Source organism: Achromobacter sp. NPDC058515 (assembly GCF_042721735.1).
Lineage (GTDB): Bacteria > Pseudomonadota > Gammaproteobacteria > Burkholderiales > Burkholderiaceae_B > Achromobacter.
Window position 1 is genome coordinate 224,657 of record NZ_JBHXNI010000008.1, and the last position, 14,716, is coordinate 239,372.

General features: G+C 64.7%; 12 protein-coding genes. All 12 read right to left on the minus strand.

The features are described from left to right. Positions 1 to 179: 179 nt before the first annotated feature. Positions 180 to 956 carry a TylF/MycF/NovP-related O-methyltransferase gene (locus ACFWP0_RS16235; protein ID WP_377843696.1) on the minus strand — a complete coding sequence of 259 codons (777 nt, stop codon included), beginning with the start codon at positions 954 to 956 and terminating at the stop codon, positions 180 to 182. Continuing rightward, entirely contained in the window at positions 953 to 1,765 is an 813-nt protein-coding gene (locus tag ACFWP0_RS16240; RefSeq protein WP_377843697.1) for a phytanoyl-CoA dioxygenase family protein, read from the minus strand. The genes ACFWP0_RS16235 and ACFWP0_RS16240 overlap by 4 nt, the downstream gene beginning before the upstream one ends. Before the next feature lie 36 nt (positions 1,766 to 1,801). After that, positions 1,802 to 2,302: an acyltransferase gene (locus ACFWP0_RS16245; RefSeq protein WP_377843699.1), complete on the minus strand. Its 501-nt coding sequence runs from the start codon at positions 2,300 to 2,302 to the stop codon at positions 1,802 to 1,804. Positions 2,303 to 2,315: 13 nt separating this feature from the next. Further along, a complete protein-coding gene (locus tag ACFWP0_RS16250; RefSeq protein WP_377843700.1) occupies positions 2,316 to 3,071 on the minus strand; it encodes a cephalosporin hydroxylase family protein in 756 nt (251 codons plus the stop codon). Beyond that, the gene (locus tag ACFWP0_RS16255) at positions 3,072 to 3,896 is read right to left on the minus strand and encodes an NAD-dependent epimerase/dehydratase family protein (protein ID WP_377843702.1); all 825 of its coding nucleotides are present in this window, start codon (positions 3,894 to 3,896) and stop codon (positions 3,072 to 3,074) included. It lies immediately after the preceding gene. Further along, on the minus strand, positions 3,893 to 5,137 hold the full coding sequence (locus ACFWP0_RS16260; protein ID WP_377843703.1) for a methyltransferase domain-containing protein: 1,245 nt from the start codon (positions 5,135 to 5,137) through the stop codon (positions 3,893 to 3,895). Before ACFWP0_RS16260 ends, ACFWP0_RS16255 begins: the two co-directional genes overlap by 4 nt. After that, positions 5,134 to 5,691, minus strand: coding sequence for a dTDP-4-dehydrorhamnose 3,5-epimerase (rfbC, locus tag ACFWP0_RS16265; RefSeq protein ID WP_377843704.1), 558 nt, complete (start codon positions 5,689 to 5,691; stop codon positions 5,134 to 5,136). The genes ACFWP0_RS16260 and rfbC overlap by 4 nt, the downstream gene beginning before the upstream one ends. Then, a complete protein-coding gene (rfbG, locus tag ACFWP0_RS16270; protein ID WP_377843705.1) occupies positions 5,688 to 6,758 on the minus strand; it encodes a CDP-glucose 4,6-dehydratase in 1,071 nt (356 codons plus the stop codon). Before rfbG ends, rfbC begins: the two co-directional genes overlap by 4 nt. Continuing rightward, positions 6,743 to 7,513 carry a glucose-1-phosphate cytidylyltransferase gene (gene rfbF / locus ACFWP0_RS16275; RefSeq protein ID WP_377843706.1) on the minus strand — a complete coding sequence of 257 codons (771 nt, stop codon included), beginning with the start codon at positions 7,511 to 7,513 and terminating at the stop codon, positions 6,743 to 6,745. The genes rfbG and rfbF overlap by 16 nt, the downstream gene beginning before the upstream one ends. After that, positions 7,510 to 10,926 (minus strand): methyltransferase domain-containing protein, encoded by a 3,417-nt coding sequence (locus ACFWP0_RS16280; RefSeq protein WP_377843708.1) that lies wholly within the window; start codon positions 10,924 to 10,926, stop codon positions 7,510 to 7,512. Before ACFWP0_RS16280 ends, rfbF begins: the two co-directional genes overlap by 4 nt. 250 nt (positions 10,927 to 11,176) lie before the next feature. After that, positions 11,177 to 12,859 carry a flagellin gene (locus tag ACFWP0_RS16285; RefSeq protein WP_377843709.1) on the minus strand — a complete coding sequence of 561 codons (1,683 nt, stop codon included), beginning with the start codon at positions 12,857 to 12,859 and terminating at the stop codon, positions 11,177 to 11,179. 224 nt (positions 12,860 to 13,083) lie between these two features. Further along, on the minus strand, positions 13,084 to 14,688 hold the full coding sequence (locus ACFWP0_RS16290; protein WP_377843710.1) for a methyltransferase regulatory domain-containing protein: 1,605 nt from the start codon (positions 14,686 to 14,688) through the stop codon (positions 13,084 to 13,086). Positions 14,689 to 14,716: the final 28 nt, after the last annotated feature.

Here is a 14,716-nt window from a genome sequence, read left to right on the forward strand (position 1 = left end):
ACGGGAAAAGGGGGGCTTGGGTCGGATTAACCCGCAGGCCAAGGCTCCCGGGCGCGGCGCGGACCGGACGAGGGGAGCCGTCGGCGCCGGGACGTGCGAATCAGCCGCCTGCGGCGGACCGGCCTCTTGGCGGGCGGTCGCTGAGGGGCGGCTGATGCGGGTAGGCGGCGGGCAGCCGCCTATTCCAGGATTGCGTAGCTGACGTGAGGTTCGTAAGTGAACCGCTGGATCCGCAGTTTGTTCAGCCCCAGCTTTTCCATGACGGCAAGGGTTTCGCCAGGCCAGGTGCGATTGTTCAGTTCGTCGAACACGATGACGGCGCCCTTGGGCATGCGCGGCACGAAGTGTTCCAAGCACAGTTTGGTCGGTTCGTAGAGATCCAGGTCCAGGTGCAGAAGCGAAACCACCGTCTGCGGCTCCCGGGCCAGATACCGCGGAACGCTTTCGGCCACGTCGCCCTTGACCAGTTCCACCTTCTGGATATGGCCGATGAAGCGATTAGCGTCGAAGAGCTCGATGGCGCGTTGCAGATCCGCGTAGCTGTCCGCCTCATACCCGTTGACGCGGCGCTCGGTGGTCTGCACCACGGCGTGCTGATCCTGCTCGGAGATGCCCGAAAAGCCCGAGAACGTATCGAAGCCGACGATGCGGCGTTGCAGGTTGACAGGTTCGAGCGTGGCGCTGAGCTGCGCAAACGTCATCAGCCCGCCACCCCAGTTGACGCCGCATTCCATGATGTCGCCCTGCACGTGCAGCGCCATCTTGAAAAGTTCCGAGAGGCAAAGGAATCGGGCGATGCTCTGGCGCGGGACGAAGCAGGGGAAGTTCTCAAGCTTCTCCACGGCGCTGCCGCGGGCGCCGCTGAAGAAGTCGCCCAGGTCGGCGCGATAGTTGACTTCGCGGCCGGTGCTGCGGCCATCCTGGCGGAAGCGGGAGGGGTCGGTGGTGTCGTTCATGCTGCGGCTTTCTCGGATTCAGCCTGACGCCGCTGTGCGGCGTCATGGCCCAGGTAGTCGACGTAGAAGATGTTGGTGCGGTCGCCGGTGGGGAATCGTTGGCGGCGGTACTCGGAATCGGCCAGGTCGGTGACGCGCAATTGGGTGGTCCAGCGTATCTGCTTGCCCAGGTTGGGCGTGCTGCGATGCAACAGCATCTGTTTGAAGACCACCACGTCGCCTCGGCTGGCAGTGATGGTCTCCGGCGTTTCGGTCACGTCGTAATCCAGGCTGAGATCGCGTTGCAGGAACGGGACGTAGGGCGCGATCACCTTGTCGCTGATCCGCTTGAAGGGGTAGATGCCCCGCTTGTGGCTGCCCGGGATCACCTGGATCGTGCCGGATTCCAGGCTGACGTCCTGGAAAGGAACCCATAGCGTTACGGCGTTCTCGGAACCCAGCAGGTATAGCGAATCCTGGTGCCAGGCGAACAGGTGCCGCGAGTCCGCGGGCTTGTCCAGGCGCATGTTGCAGCAGCCCATCAGCGACGGATGCGCCAGGCCCAGTTCCCGGCACAGCCCGTGCACCGCCGGGCTGCCCGACATGCGCGAGAGCGCGGGCAGGTACTTCAGCCGGTCGTACAGCAACGATTGCGTGGCGGGTTCCAGTTCGTACCGGCCATAGTCGCGCGCGTTGAATTGCGGTCCGACGATACGTTGGCCCAGTTCGGTGAGCTGGTTCTCCAGTTCGATCAGCTCGCCTTGCTTCCAGAAGTCGTTCAGGACCAGATAGCCTTCGGACTCGAAGCGGTCCCGCAGAGTAGTGCTCATGATGTTCCTACGATTGTCTCTTGTGATCAGGCGTCTTCAGGCGCCCGTTGCTTCACGCCAGCCCAGCACTTTCATCGGATTGCCGCCCTGGATCGAGAAGGCCGCCACTTCTCCGCGCACGATGGTGCCGGCCGCGACCACGCAGCCTTCGCGCAGGATGGCGCCATCCAGCAACACGCAATTGGCGCCGATCCAGACGTCGTCCTCGATCACGATCCCGCCTTTGCTGGGGCGGAAACCCTGGTCTCGGATCGGCAGGTCGCGTCGGCGGAATTCATGGTTGGCGGGCGCGAACGTGCAGTTCGCGGCCACGGCGACGCGCGCGCCCATGCGGATTCCATGGCCCGTGTAGAGCACGCAGCCGGAATTGATGACGCATTCCGGACCGATCTCGACATCGCCGGCGCCCCCCGCCGGCTTGATCTTCACGAAGGAATCGATCACGGCCTTCGGTCCGATCACGATGCGCGTGCCGCGCGTGGAGTCCTCGATATCCGCCAGGGCAGAAACGCGGGCGGTGGGGTCGATCTGGATCATGCGGGCGCCCGGGTCAGGCCTTGCGGCGCAGGAAGCCGTCCGGCGCGGACGTGACGAGCAGGCGGTCTTCCACCGAGCGGTCGATCTCGAACTCGGGGTGCTGCTTGATCCATTCCCAGACCGCGGTCTTGGGATTGTTGCCTTTGCCCCAGTGGCGGCCCGGCCATTCGTAGTCGGCGGGCATGTCTTCCACGAAGGTGTCGAATACCACGCAGTAGCTGCCCACGCTGACGAGGCCGGCGTAGGCGTTCAGTTCCGCCAGCACGTGGTCGTGCGTGTGGTTCGAGTCCAGGCAAACCATGATGTTCTTCTTGCCTTCGGCATGGGCCCGCACCTGCGCGATCGTCGCCGGATCGATGCTGGAGCCTTCGATCAGGTGGATGCGCTTTGCCAGCGGATGGGTTTCGATGGCGCGGCGGTTGTGCTCGCGGATCTCGATGTCCACGCCGACCACCTCGCCCGCGCCCAGCAGCTGCAGCATGGAGGCCGACAGCATCAGCGAGCCGCCGTGGGCGATGCCTGTCTCGATAATCAAGTCGGGCTTCACGGCCCAGATCAGCTCCTGCATGGCCATGGCGTCCATGGGCAGCTGGATCAGCGGCCGGCCGGCCCAGGAGAAGTTGTTCATGTACTTGCGTTCCAGCGCCATCTGGCGCCACGCGATGGACAGTTCGCGGAACTCCTGGTCTTTGGCGAAGCCGGCGATGCGGCCTTCTTTTTCCTGACGGTATTCCGGGTGCGCGTCGGGCGTGGTTTCAAGGTAGGACATTCAGATTCCTTTGTGCAGACGGTACTGCGCTAGAAAATTCGGGAAAAATTCGGAAAACGGGCGCGGCGCGAGGCCGCAGAGCGCCTGCGTGCGGCTCACGTCGACGTCGGCAAATGCCCACTCCGGCGCATCGGGCGCCACCGCGACGCGGTATCCCAGCGCGGCTTGCAGGCAGGCCGCGACTTCGCCGTTTTCCACGCCTGCGCCATGGGCGACATTGAAAATGCCCGTGGCGTCCGACAATGCGATGGCGATGATCTGCGACACCGCGTCGTCGATATGGAGATAGTCCTTGCGGGAAGACAACGCGGTACGCAGCGTGACGCCCCCGCCGCGGGCGCCTTCCGCCAGCAGTTGGTCGATGAAGCTGTCGGGCGCATCGCGCAAGCCGACGATATTGGACAGGCGCGCCACCTTGGCGCCTGCGCGCCCTCCGTGCAGACACAGGGATTCCCCCATGAGCTTGGACAGGTTGTAGAGATCGCTCGGGTCATTGGGATTGACGGAAAGCGTCGCGCTTTCACGGGTGTCGGCGGCGCCGGCGTACACCCGCGTGCTGGACAGGTAGGTGAGGCTGTCGAAATCGCCGTGGGCCAGCAGGCTGCGCAGCACGCACACGTGGGCTTCCACTGTCTCCAGCGGGCGTGTGCGGAAGTCCGACGTCAGCCCGATGGCATAGATCACGTGGCCCAGGGGGCGGCGCGGCAGATCCGTGTCCTGGCGCGGGGGCGCGTCGCAGGCCACGCCATCGGCGCGCAGGCGCGCGACCAGATGGCGGCCTATGAAGCCCGAAGCGCCAAGAACGGTGACCGTCGGGGTGTTCATGCCTGCGGACTGCTGTCGATGGAAAGCGAAGGAATCGCCGTCACCAGCTTGGCGTTCCATTCGTGGCGCGCGTAGGCCAGCTGCTCCGAAACTTCCGTCTTCAGGTTCCAGGGAAGGATCAGGATGTATTCGGGCCGGTCTTCGCGTAGACGGGCTTCCGCCACGACGGGGATGTGGCTGCCGGGCAGGTACTTGTCCTGCTTGGCGGGGTTGAGGTCCACGACGTACGGCAGCAGGTCCGGCCGCACGCCCGCGAAGTTCAGCAGCGTGTTGCCCTTGGCGGCCGCGCCGTAGGCCGCGATGCGCTTGCCGCCCCGGCGAAGCTCGACCAGGAAGGCCAGCAGGTCGTTCTTGACCCGTTCGGCCTGCTGCTGGAAGCGCGCATAGAAGTCCGCGCCGGCGACGCCGGCCCGCTGTTCTTCGTCCAGCGTGCGCGCCACCTCCGCCGTCGTCTCATGCTTGCCGGTATCCAGGCGCTGCGCGAAGACGCGCAGGCTGCCGCCGTGCGTGCCCAGATGCTCCACGTCGAACACCGCCAGGCCATTGGCCGCGAAGATGCGAGACACCGAGGTAAGCGACAGGTAGGAATAATGCTCGTGATAGGCCGTGTCGAACTGGCTTTCCTGCACCATGCGCAGCAGGTGCGGAAACTCGAACGTGGCCACGCCCTGGGGCTTGAGCAGCGCGGCGAAGCCCGAGACGAAGTCATTGATGTCGGGCACATGCGCCAGCACGTTGTTAGCGGCGACGAGGTCCGCCGCGCGGCCCTGCTCGGCCAGTTCATCGCCCAGTTCCACGCCGAAGAATCGCTGCACGATGTCGATGCCGCGTTCGCGGGCGGCTTGCGCCGTGCTGGCCGTGGGCTCCACGCCGTAGCAGGGGATGCCGGCCGCCTGCACATACTGCAGCAGATAGCCGTCGTTGGCGGCGATCTCGGTGACCATGCTGTGCGCGCCGAGGCCGAAACGGCTGATCATCGTGTCCACGTAACGGCGCGAATGCGCCAGCCACGACGAGGAGAACGAACTGAAGTAGGCGTAATCGTCGGTGAACAGCGCCTCGCGGCCGGCGTGGTCTTCCGTCTGGACCAGCCAGCAGGATTCGCACACCAGGATGCGCAGCGGAAACCAGGTCTCCGGACCCTGCACGGCAGTTTCGCTCAGGTAGGCGTTGGACGGGGGAGCGTGGCCCAGGTCCAGGAAGGGCAGGCGCAATTCAGCCTGGCAATGGCGGCACTTCACAGCGCGACTCCAGAGAAAGCAGCGTTCAGGCGCGGGTGTTGCTGATCGCGCTCGGACACCAGGGTAGGGGGCTGGGGCCAGTCGATGCCCACGCGGGCATCCTGGAAATGCAGGCCGGCTTCGGCCTGCGGGGAATAGGGCGCGGAATGGCAGTACAGCATTTCCGCGTCGTCGCTCAGCGCCTGGAAGCCGTGGGCGAATCCCTGCGGGATCAGCAGCGCGCGGCCGTTGTCGGCGGAAAGGCGCTCGGCGTGCCATTGCAGGAAGGTGGGTGAACCGGCGCGCAGGTCGACGGCCACATCCCAGACGGCGCCGCGGATGCAGCTGACGAGCTTCATCTCGGCATGCGGCGGCAGTTGGTAGTGCATGCCGCGGATCGTGCCGGCCCGGGCGGTGTACGTATGGTTGACCTGGGCAATGGCGGCGGTCCAGCCGCAGGCGCGCAGGTCGGCAGCGTCGAACAGGCGCGCCAGAAAGCCGCGCGCGTCGCCGCGCGGGTGGCGTTGCACGATCTTCAAGCCGGCCAGCGGCGTGTCCATGATGTCCAGGCTCATGGCCGCGACTCGTACAGATCGATATCGGCGCGGCACAGTGCCAGCGCGTCCTCGCCGGCGTCAAAGCGGCGGTACCAGTCCATGCTGCGCGCGACCGCCTGCGCCAGAGGCCAGCGCGGCGCGACATGCAATGCGGCGCGGGCCTTGGACGTGTCCAAGGCGAGCAGGCCGGCTTCATGCGGGCCTTCGGCCTCTACGGCATACACAGTGCGTCCCTGGCCGTAGGCGGCCTGGGCCAGGTCCACTACGGTGCGCACGGTGGCGGCGTCGGCGGCATCGGGCCCGAAGTTATAGGCGTCAGCCAATGCAGGCTTGTTCCACAGCGCCTGCGCAAGGATCAGATAGCCGGCCAGCGGTTCCAGCACGTGCTGCCACGGACGAACCGATTGGGGGCGCCGGACTTGCAGTTCGCCGTTGCGGCGCCAGGCGCGCACGGCGTCGGGCAGCAGGCGGTCCGCGGACCAGTCGCCGCCGCCGATGACGTTGCCCGCGCGCGCGCTGGCGACCGTCAGCCCCTGCGCATGCAGAAAGGCGTCGCGATAGGATGCAATGACCAGTTCGCTGGCGGCCTTGCTGGCGCTGTAGGGGTCGTGCCCGCCCAACGTGTCGCTTTCGCGGTACGGATAAGGCCATTCATTGTTGCGGTAGACCTTGTCGGTCGTGACCATGACCGCCACTTTGGCCGACGGCGTGGCGCGCAGCGCGTCCAGCAGATGCGCCGTACCCATGACATTCGTCGCGAAGGTCTCCACCGGCTGCGCGTAGCTGGGGCGCACCAGCGCTTGCGCGGCCAGGTGCAGCACGATCTCCGGCCGGGCGGCCACGACATGTTCGCGCAGCGCCGCAGCATCGCGGATGTCGCAATAGAGGCTGTCGATCAGGCTGCCGACGCGGGCGGCCCGATACAGGCTGGGCTCGGTGCAAGGGGGCAGGGCAAGCCCCGTCACCTGCGCGCCCAGGCGGTGCAGCCACAATGCCAGCCAGCTGCCCTTGAAGCCGGAGTGGCCGGTCAGCAAAACGCGCTTGCCGCGCCAGAACGCGGCGCCGGGTGTCACCAGACTTTCCATGGCGCCTTGCCCGTGCTCCACAGCGATTCCAGCAGGTTCTTTTCGCGCAGCGTGTCCATCGGCTGCCAGAAGCCCAGGTGCTCGAAGGCGTGCAGCTGGCCGTCGCGGCTGAGCGTTTCCAGCGGACCGGCTTCCCAGGTGGTGTCGTCGTCGTCGATCAGCGACAGCACGCTGGGCGACAGCACGAAAAAACCGCCGTTGATCAGGCCGCCGTCGCCACGGGGCTTTTCCGTGAACCCGGTGACCATGTCGCCCTCGCGGCGCAGCGCGCCGTAGCGTCCGGGCGGCTGCACGGCAGTGACCGTCGCGGCCTTGCCGTGCTTGCGGTGAAAGGCGATCAGCGCGCTGACGTCGATGTCCGCGACGCCGTCGCCATAGGTGAAGCAGAACGCTTCGTCTTCCTTTACATAGTCGGCCACGCGCTTGAGGCGGCCGCCCGTCATCGTGCTTTCGCCCGTGTCCACCAGGGTCACGCGCCACGGTTCCGCCTTGCGCTGATGCACTTCCATGCGGTTGTCGGCCATGTCGAAGGTCACGTCGGACATGTGCAGGAAGTAGTTGGCGAAGTACTCCTTGATCATGTAGCCCTTGTAGCCGCAGCAGATCACGAAGTCATTCACGCCATGGGCGGAATAGGTCTTCATGATGTGCCACAGGATGGGCCGTCCGCCGATTTCGATCATCGGCTTGGGACGCGTATGGGTTTCCTCGGAGATCCGGGTGCCGAGGCCGCCGGCCAGAATGATGGCTTTCATGCTTGGGTATCGCACCAGTTCTTGAACATTTCGGTCAGCGCGCCTTCGAACTTGCGCGCGAACGCGGGCTCGTCCATCAGCGGGCTGGCATGCATTTCGTCGCGCAGGCCGGCGCGGATCCTGGCGAGCGCGGGCAGGTCGCTGGCCAGGGCCACGACTTTCTGGATGTACTCTTCTTCCGTGTGGGCTATCCATTCGGGATGGCCGATGCCGTGCAGCACCGAGCCGCCGATGCGGCCCACGCTCGGGCGGTCCGCAAGGGTGACATAAGGCACGCCCATGTAAAGCGTCTCGACCAAGGTCACGCCGGAGTTGTGAGGGAAGCAGTCCAGGCCGATGTCCATGTTGCGCAGCACATCCCAGGCAGGACTGTGACAGCCGATCATCAGGCGGCCGCGGTCAATGCCCTGGGCCTCGAAGCGGGCGATCAGGCGTTCGCGCATCGGGCCGTCTCGGTAGCTGTTGCTGTCCACCACCAGGCGGCCTTGAGGCAGGCGGCGCAGGATTTCAGACCATACCCGGACCGTGCGGTCGTTCATCCGGATGGCGCGGGTGAGGGTGCCCAGCGTCACGAAGCCGTTGGCGAGCGCAGGCAGCGGGCCGTAATCTCCCATCGTCTTGTTGGGGCGGTAAACGAAATTGGTGGTGTCCAGGCGCCAGGGATCTTCCGAGAACAGGTGTTCGCTGCCTTCGGGCACCATGACGGCGTCCGTCATGATGTAGTCGATCGCGGACAGGCCGGTGCTGTAGCCAAATCCCAGCCACGTCAGCGAGACGGGCGCCGGCTTGCGTGCAAATACGCCGAGGCGGTTGTCGGCCGTGTGGCCCGCCACGTCGATGAGAATATCGATGCCATCCGCACGAATGCGTTCGGCCAATTGAGCGTCCGTCAGCATGACGGTGGGCACCCAATGGTCAAAGTAGGTCTTCAGGCGCTCTGTCGTGTCATCCGGATGGGTCAGTTCCGCGTAGGCGGTCAGTTCGAAGCCGGCGCGGTCGCGGTGCGCGAAAAGGGGCTCGATGAAATAGTTGCCCGAGTGCTGCCGGAAATCCGGGGAGACGTACCCAACCTTCAACTTGCGCGGCGGATGGCGGCTGTTCTTATGCGGCTTCCATGCCGAGCGGAATTCCAGGCACAGCTCGGTGTCGTAGTCGCGATACGCCTGGAACACTTCCTCGGCCGTTCGGTCGTCCGAGTAGTTCAGCGCGAACAGCAGATTATTGCGCGCCATTTTTTCGCGGGGAAATGCCGCTACGGCTTCGCGCGCAGCTTGCTCGGCCCGCGTCACCTCTCCGGCGTCGATAAGGGTCTTGCACAAGTTGATCCGTGCTTTCCGATGCTCGGGATTCAGGGTGATGGCGATCCTGTTGCAATCCTCCGCCTCCTTGAAGCGGCGTTCGGCCGCGAGGCCGTCCGCCAACGCGGAGTAGGCTTCCGCGTTCCGCGGGGCCAGCTCGATCGCGCGGCGGCCGGCGGCGATGGCTTCGGACGATCTGCCCGAGCGCGCCATCGTCGCGGCCAGCACGATGCAGCTTTGCGCGTCGGCGGGCGCCAGATCGATCATCTGGAGCGTCGGCAGCAGGGCTTCCTTCAGGCGGGCAACGCTGAAAAGCGCAATCGCCAGCGCTTCCCAGGCGTCCCAGAACTTGGGCGCCAGTTTCGTCAAGCGGCGGGCCGTAGACTCCGCCTCTACGTAGGCTTTGCGTGTCATCAGCTCATGCAGGAGCTTTGCTTGGGGCACGATTGCCGCGCCGGGATTCGGCTGATGCCCGTCTTGCGACAGGATGCGGGCATTCAATGAAAGGCAAGCCTGCGCGCCAAGATACAGGCCGAACAGGGGGGCGCCGCCTTCCGTGGCCACCAGCGTATCGCGCAGCATGCCGACCCAGGCGCGCGCATTGCTTGACGCCAGGCCGTAGCGTTTGACGATCGACAGGGTTTCCGCCACCTCGCCCAGATCGGCGGGTTTGCCGGCGACCTGCGCTTCGTCGGGCCGGCGGCCGTCGCCCATGGCGCGCAAGACAGCGGCATGGACTTCGGATGGGACGAACAGAATGGACTCATGCCACAAGTTGAACCGCGGCCAAGGCGCGTCGGGCGCAGCCTGCTGGTTCAGGTCCAGGCAGGCCAGGAGGCGCACCGGCGTGTCCACCTCCCGCTCATAGGGGCCGGCATCGAGGCAGTAGTGGACCAGATCGTTTTCCATCAAGACGCGGATTGCGCGATCCAGCGCCTTGCGGGCGTCGGTGTCCGGCACCTGATTCTTATGCAGCAGGACAGCCAGCAAAGCGCTGAAAGGCAACGACGCCGGCCACGCATGGGCCAGCGTGTCCACGACCGTCACAACGTCGGCGTCGTGCGTGATCAGCGCGCGGCCCTGGTGGTTGACGTAGGTCGCGCCTTGCTCCTGGCCGTTGGCCGCCAGGCGGACCAGGCCCGAGGCAAAGCGCAGATCCTGCAGACGCGCCAGATCCGGCATGCCGTGCGCTTCGGCGGACCTGGCTTGCGCCACCCACATGCACTGGCGGAAGGCGCGGCCGGTCGAGAAGTCCAGATACTGCTGGCGAACGGTGGCAGGCTGCCCCATGGTCAACAGGCTGTGACTGAGAGAGACGCCTTGACCGAAATTGAGCGGAATTTCGCTGAGCGGCTGGGCATCGCCGACGTAGGCCAGTCCGGCTTCCGAGGCGCGCCCGGCCAACTCCACGAAATAGCACGGGTTGCTCGCCAATGGGTTTGACGCCGCGGGCAGGCTTTGCCCGGCAGCGCCCAGGGCGCGTTCAAATTGGGCTGCGGCTGCGGATAGCGCGGCTCCCTGCGGGTTGGACGCCGACATGCCGTCCTTGAACAGTGTCAGCGCGGCGAGCGCGCCGTCCTGGAGTTCGGCTTCAGTCTGCGCGGCGTGTCCATGCAGCATGATGGCGTCGCGCACCACGTCCAGGGCCTTGGCGCCCGGATAGACGGGGCTGTCAAGGTAGAGAATTCCTTGGGGAGACAACAGCTTGGCGCAAGCTTCCAGGAGTTCCTGGGCGGCTTGCGGCGGGAGGTAGCTATATAGACCTGTGACGATCACGTAGTCAAACAGCCCCAGTTGCGTACCTAGATCCGCCGCACCGCCGACGTAGAGCGCAAGGTTCTGGATGCCCATGCCTTGCGCGGCGGCTGTTCCTTGCGCGATCAGGGTTTCCGAGGCGTCCACCCCGACAACCTGCGCTTGCGGATAGGCAACAGCGTAGGGCAGCAATCCTTCTCCCGCGCCGCAGCCAAGCGCAAGCACGCGGGCGCGTTCGAGCGGTGATGTTTCGACCCCATATAAATGCGCGGTTGCGCGCAGCCTGGCCGGCGAATGGCTCGGGGCGAGCCGCCCCGGTTCAGCAACGGCCTGGCGGTGGGAGAAGGCAGGATAAGACATGGAGAAAGTGGCTGGGCGAGCGTGAGGAGTCTGTTGCTGGGATTCTACGAATGGAGGCAATCGTCCATTCGTGGAATCAGCATCGGAATTCGCCGTCAGTTTGGCCGAAGCCGATCTCGCGGCCTCAAAAGAAAAAAACCCGCCGAGAGGCGGGTTTTTGGGGTGGCCAAGCCCGGCGCGAAGGGCCGTTCCTGGCTGCCAGCCAGAGGAAACCGGGGTTTCCTCTGCCGACTGTAGCTGTTGCTGAGAATTAACGCAGCAGCGACAGAACGGTTTGCGGGACTTGGTTGGCTTGGGCCAGAACCGAGGTGCCAGCTTGTTGCAGGATCTGAGCCTTGGACATGTTCGACACTTCCGTGGCGTAGTCGGCGTCTTGAATACGCGAACGAGCGTTGGAGAGGTTGTTGACCACGTTGTTCAGGTTGGCGATCGTCGATTCCAGGCGGTTTTGCACAGCGCCCAGTTCGCCGGTCAGCTTGTCCAGCTTCGTGAAGGCGGCGTCCAGCGTCTTCAGCGGATCGGTGGTCAGCGTGCCCTTGCTCTTTTCTTCCGTGGTCAGCTTGCCCGAGCTGTTGACCTTGGCTTCGGCGCCGACTTGGGCGGCGTAGTCGCCAGTGCCCGTGCCGCTCTTGACCGTGGCCTTGCCCGTGTTGACGTCGACGGTGTAGGTCGTGTCGTACGTCTTGGTCGTGGTGAAGGTGCCCTTGTCGTCAACGTACGTGTCGGTGGACGCGCCGCTGGTGAAGGTGACGTTGGCGCTGGTGATGCCTTGACCCAGCTTCACAACCACGCCGCCGGCGGTAGCGTTGGCCTTGACGTTGGCCAGCAGAGCATCGGTGGCGATGGTGTTGGTGAACGACAGAGCGTTGGCGGTACCGGTGTTCGAGTACGTCTTGCCACCGATCGAAACCGACGACGAGCCAGCAGCGCCGGTGTTGGCGGCGGCGGTCAGCACGCTGTTCAGCGTGGCGGTCGTTGCGGAGGCATTGTTGGTGGTCAGGTTGCCTGCGGCATCCAGGAACGCCTCTTGGCCGCCGATCGTGACCTTGCCCGTTGCGTCCACTTGGAATTCAGTGGTGCCGCCGCCGTTGTGGGTGTAGGTGGCGGTGGTCGTGCCGGTAGCCGGACGCAGCGAGTTTGCCAGCGTGGTGATGGCGCCAGCGTTCGAGGCCGACTTGTCGGTGAACGTGAAGTTCTTCTCGGCGGCGTCGTACGTGTAGACGGTGGCGCCGGTGCCCGTGCCAACGGTCACGGTGTTGCCGTTTTCCAGCTTGGCGAACGTTTGGTCGGCGGTGGCGGCAGCGTGGGTCGTGGTCACGGTCCAGTCGTTGCCAACCGAGGTGCCGCCAGCGGCTTGCAGGTCGGACACGGTGGCCGAACGGTTCTGGGTCACGCCCGAGCCGTTGACGTTGAAGCCGTCCAGACCCAGCGTCTTGACGCTGATTTCCGACAGGTTCAGGGTGATCGTTTCGCCGTCGTTGGCGCCGACTTGCAGCGTCAGGGGCTTGGCGTTGGCGGACAGAACCTTCACGCCGTTGAAGTCGGTTTGTTGCGAGATGCGGTCGATGTCCGACAGACGCTGGTTGATTTCGTCTTGCATCGAGTTCAGCTGCTCTTGCGAGTAGCTGCCGTTGCCGGCTTGCACCGACAGTTCGCGAACGCGCTGCAGGTGGGTGTTGATTTCGGAGGCGGCGCCTTCCGTCGTCTGGGCCAGCGAGATGCCGTCGTTGGCGTTACGAGCGGCTTGGGTCAGGCCCTTGACGTTCGCGGTGAAGCGGTTGGCAATGGCCATACCGGCGGCGTCGTCCTTGGCGCTGTTGATGCGCAGGCCCGACGACAGGCGTTCGATGGCGGTGCCCAGGGACGATTGGGACTTGTTCAGGTTGTTCTGAGCAACGAGCGACAAGTAGTTGGTATTGATGACTGCAGCCATGTTTAGGCTCCCAAGAGAGAAAGGCTTCTTCAAACCGGGCAGCGGGGCCGCCCATCTTTGTAACGGGAAGAATTCGTTGACTTGTGTCTTCGAATTTCTCCGTTGCCAGGATTACGGCAGTCTCAAATCAATCTTTAGCCTTTTTTTTGGGGCAATCGTAAATATGCCGCCGGACTTGCCATTTTGGTGGCGGCCGCCCCGGGGCGGCCGCCGATGGCCGCGCCTTAATTCAGCAGCAGGCCGGCCTTGCGCAGTTGAACCACCAGCGCGTTCAGGAATTCCTGGGCCACGGGCTCCAGGTTGCGTGCGCCCTTGTAGGACTGCCCGTTGGGGTGGGCAAGCCGTCCGGATGTCAGGGCGTCGCGGATTTGGGTCCGCAGCTCGGCGGCGCTCAGGCTGCCGTCCATCTGCGATGCAACTGATTGGCTCAATGCGTCAAGCGGCGGCGTGACGGGATGGTGCCAGAAATTGTGCATGCCGACCTGGCAATCTTTCTTGCCGACCTCCCGCATCAACTCCAGTGCGCCGGCGATGAGCCTGGGCCTTGTTTCCGGGGCAAGGTAGGGCGAAGCCTCCAGCCGGTAATGCAAGGCGCTGCCCTGAACCAGCGTGATCAGATGCATGTATGCAGCGTTGGCAAGGTCATCCCGCGTGGCGCCCGGGGCGTGCGGTTCGATGATGGCCAGGAGGTCATTGAAGGAAAGCGAGCGCGGCCAGACGCCGGCCAGGGCGTCGATGATGCCGATCATGGCTGGGTCTTTCGTGCTGAGGGTGGCGCCGTTGGGAGTGCGGTAATGCGCATGCCCCGAAGACGCGCCCGCGGCCGGCGGCGCCGCTTCCAGGTGCGTGGCAAAGTGCATTTCCTTGAACGCGTTGCCTTCAGGCTGCTCCAGCATCTGTTCCGCGCGCTCGGCATGAACCAGCAGGCTCTTGCGGAAAGTGCGGCCCACGGCGAAATCCAGGTATTGCTCGCGCATTTCGCGGCCGGCGTTTGCCGACAGGGAATTTAGCCCCACCGCGACTCGCGTTCCAAACGTGGAAGAGAAAGTCAGTTGCGGTTCGGCATCGGTGACATACGCCAACCCTGCTTGTTGCGCCGCAGCGGCGAACTCCAGGAAGTAGCAAGGCGTATTGATGGTCTCAAGATATTCGTGCAGCAGGTAATGGTCCGTCTGGCCGCGCAGCTTGCGCGCGGCTTCCTGCAGTGCGGACTGCAAGGGATTGTTCTGCCAGAGGCCATTTTCGATCAGGTCCAGCATGTCCTTGGCCCGCGCGAGTTTCTGCTGCGGGGTTTCGGCGCCGAAACTGTTCAAGATCATGGCATCGCGAATGACGTCCGACGCCTTCCAGCCGGGATACGTGTTGTAACTGATATAGGCAACACCATTCGGCGCCAGGTTTTCGCGGCAGATCCGGAATATGGCGTCGCGCACCTCCGGCGGCACCCAGCTGAAAACCCCGTGGCAGATGATGTAGTCGAACGTCCCGAAATCCGCGGTTATGTCGGTCAGGCTCATCGCCCGGAGATCGAGATTGCGCGCGCCGGCTGTTTCGGCGATGCGCCGGCCGGCCTCGATTTGCTGGGGCGCGAGATCGATGCCCACGACCGTCGCTCCGGGGTGGGCGAGCGCAAAGGGAAGCAGGTTGCCGCCCGCGGCGGAGCCCAGCTCCAGGACTTTCGCATTTTCCAGGGGGGGCGTATCCAAGCCGTAGAGACCCGCGACCGCGCGGAGATTGCCCGGCGACGTGTACGAGAACGGGTTGGAAATATAGGGGGTTTCGTCGTAAGCGTCTGAGATCGCCTGCGTCAAATGATCGGGTGCGGTCATTGCGAATTCCAGGGGTGGGGCGATGCGC

Bases quoted from the DNA above. Each gene is read 5' to 3' on its own strand.
- ACFWP0_RS16255 (WP_377843702.1), bottom strand. From the start codon at position 3,896: ATGAACACCCCGACGGTCACCGTTCTTGGCGCTTCGGGCTTCATAGGC.
- ACFWP0_RS16235 (WP_377843696.1), bottom strand. From the start codon at position 956: ATGAACGACACCACCGACCCCTCCCGCTTCCGCCAGGATGGCCGCAGC.
- ACFWP0_RS16245 (WP_377843699.1), bottom strand. From the start codon at position 2,302: ATGATCCAGATCGACCCCACCGCCCGCGTTTCTGCCCTGGCGGATATC.
- ACFWP0_RS16290 (WP_377843710.1), bottom strand. From the start codon at position 14,688: ATGACCGCACCCGATCATTTGACGCAGGCGATCTCAGACGCTTACGAC.
- rfbC (WP_377843704.1), bottom strand. From the start codon at position 5,691: ATGAGCCTGGACATCATGGACACGCCGCTGGCCGGCTTGAAGATCGTG.
- ACFWP0_RS16280 (WP_377843708.1), bottom strand. From the start codon at position 10,926: ATGTCTTATCCTGCCTTCTCCCACCGCCAGGCCGTTGCTGAACCGGGG.
- ACFWP0_RS16240 (WP_377843697.1), bottom strand. From the start codon at position 1,765: ATGAGCACTACTCTGCGGGACCGCTTCGAGTCCGAAGGCTATCTGGTC.
- ACFWP0_RS16250 (WP_377843700.1), bottom strand. From the start codon at position 3,071: ATGTCCTACCTTGAAACCACGCCCGACGCGCACCCGGAATACCGTCAG.
- rfbF (WP_377843706.1), bottom strand. From the start codon at position 7,513: ATGAAAGCCATCATTCTGGCCGGCGGCCTCGGCACCCGGATCTCCGAG.
- ACFWP0_RS16285 (WP_377843709.1), bottom strand. From the start codon at position 12,859: ATGGCTGCAGTCATCAATACCAACTACTTGTCGCTCGTTGCTCAGAAC.
- rfbG (WP_377843705.1), bottom strand. From the start codon at position 6,758: ATGGAAAGTCTGGTGACACCCGGCGCCGCGTTCTGGCGCGGCAAGCGC.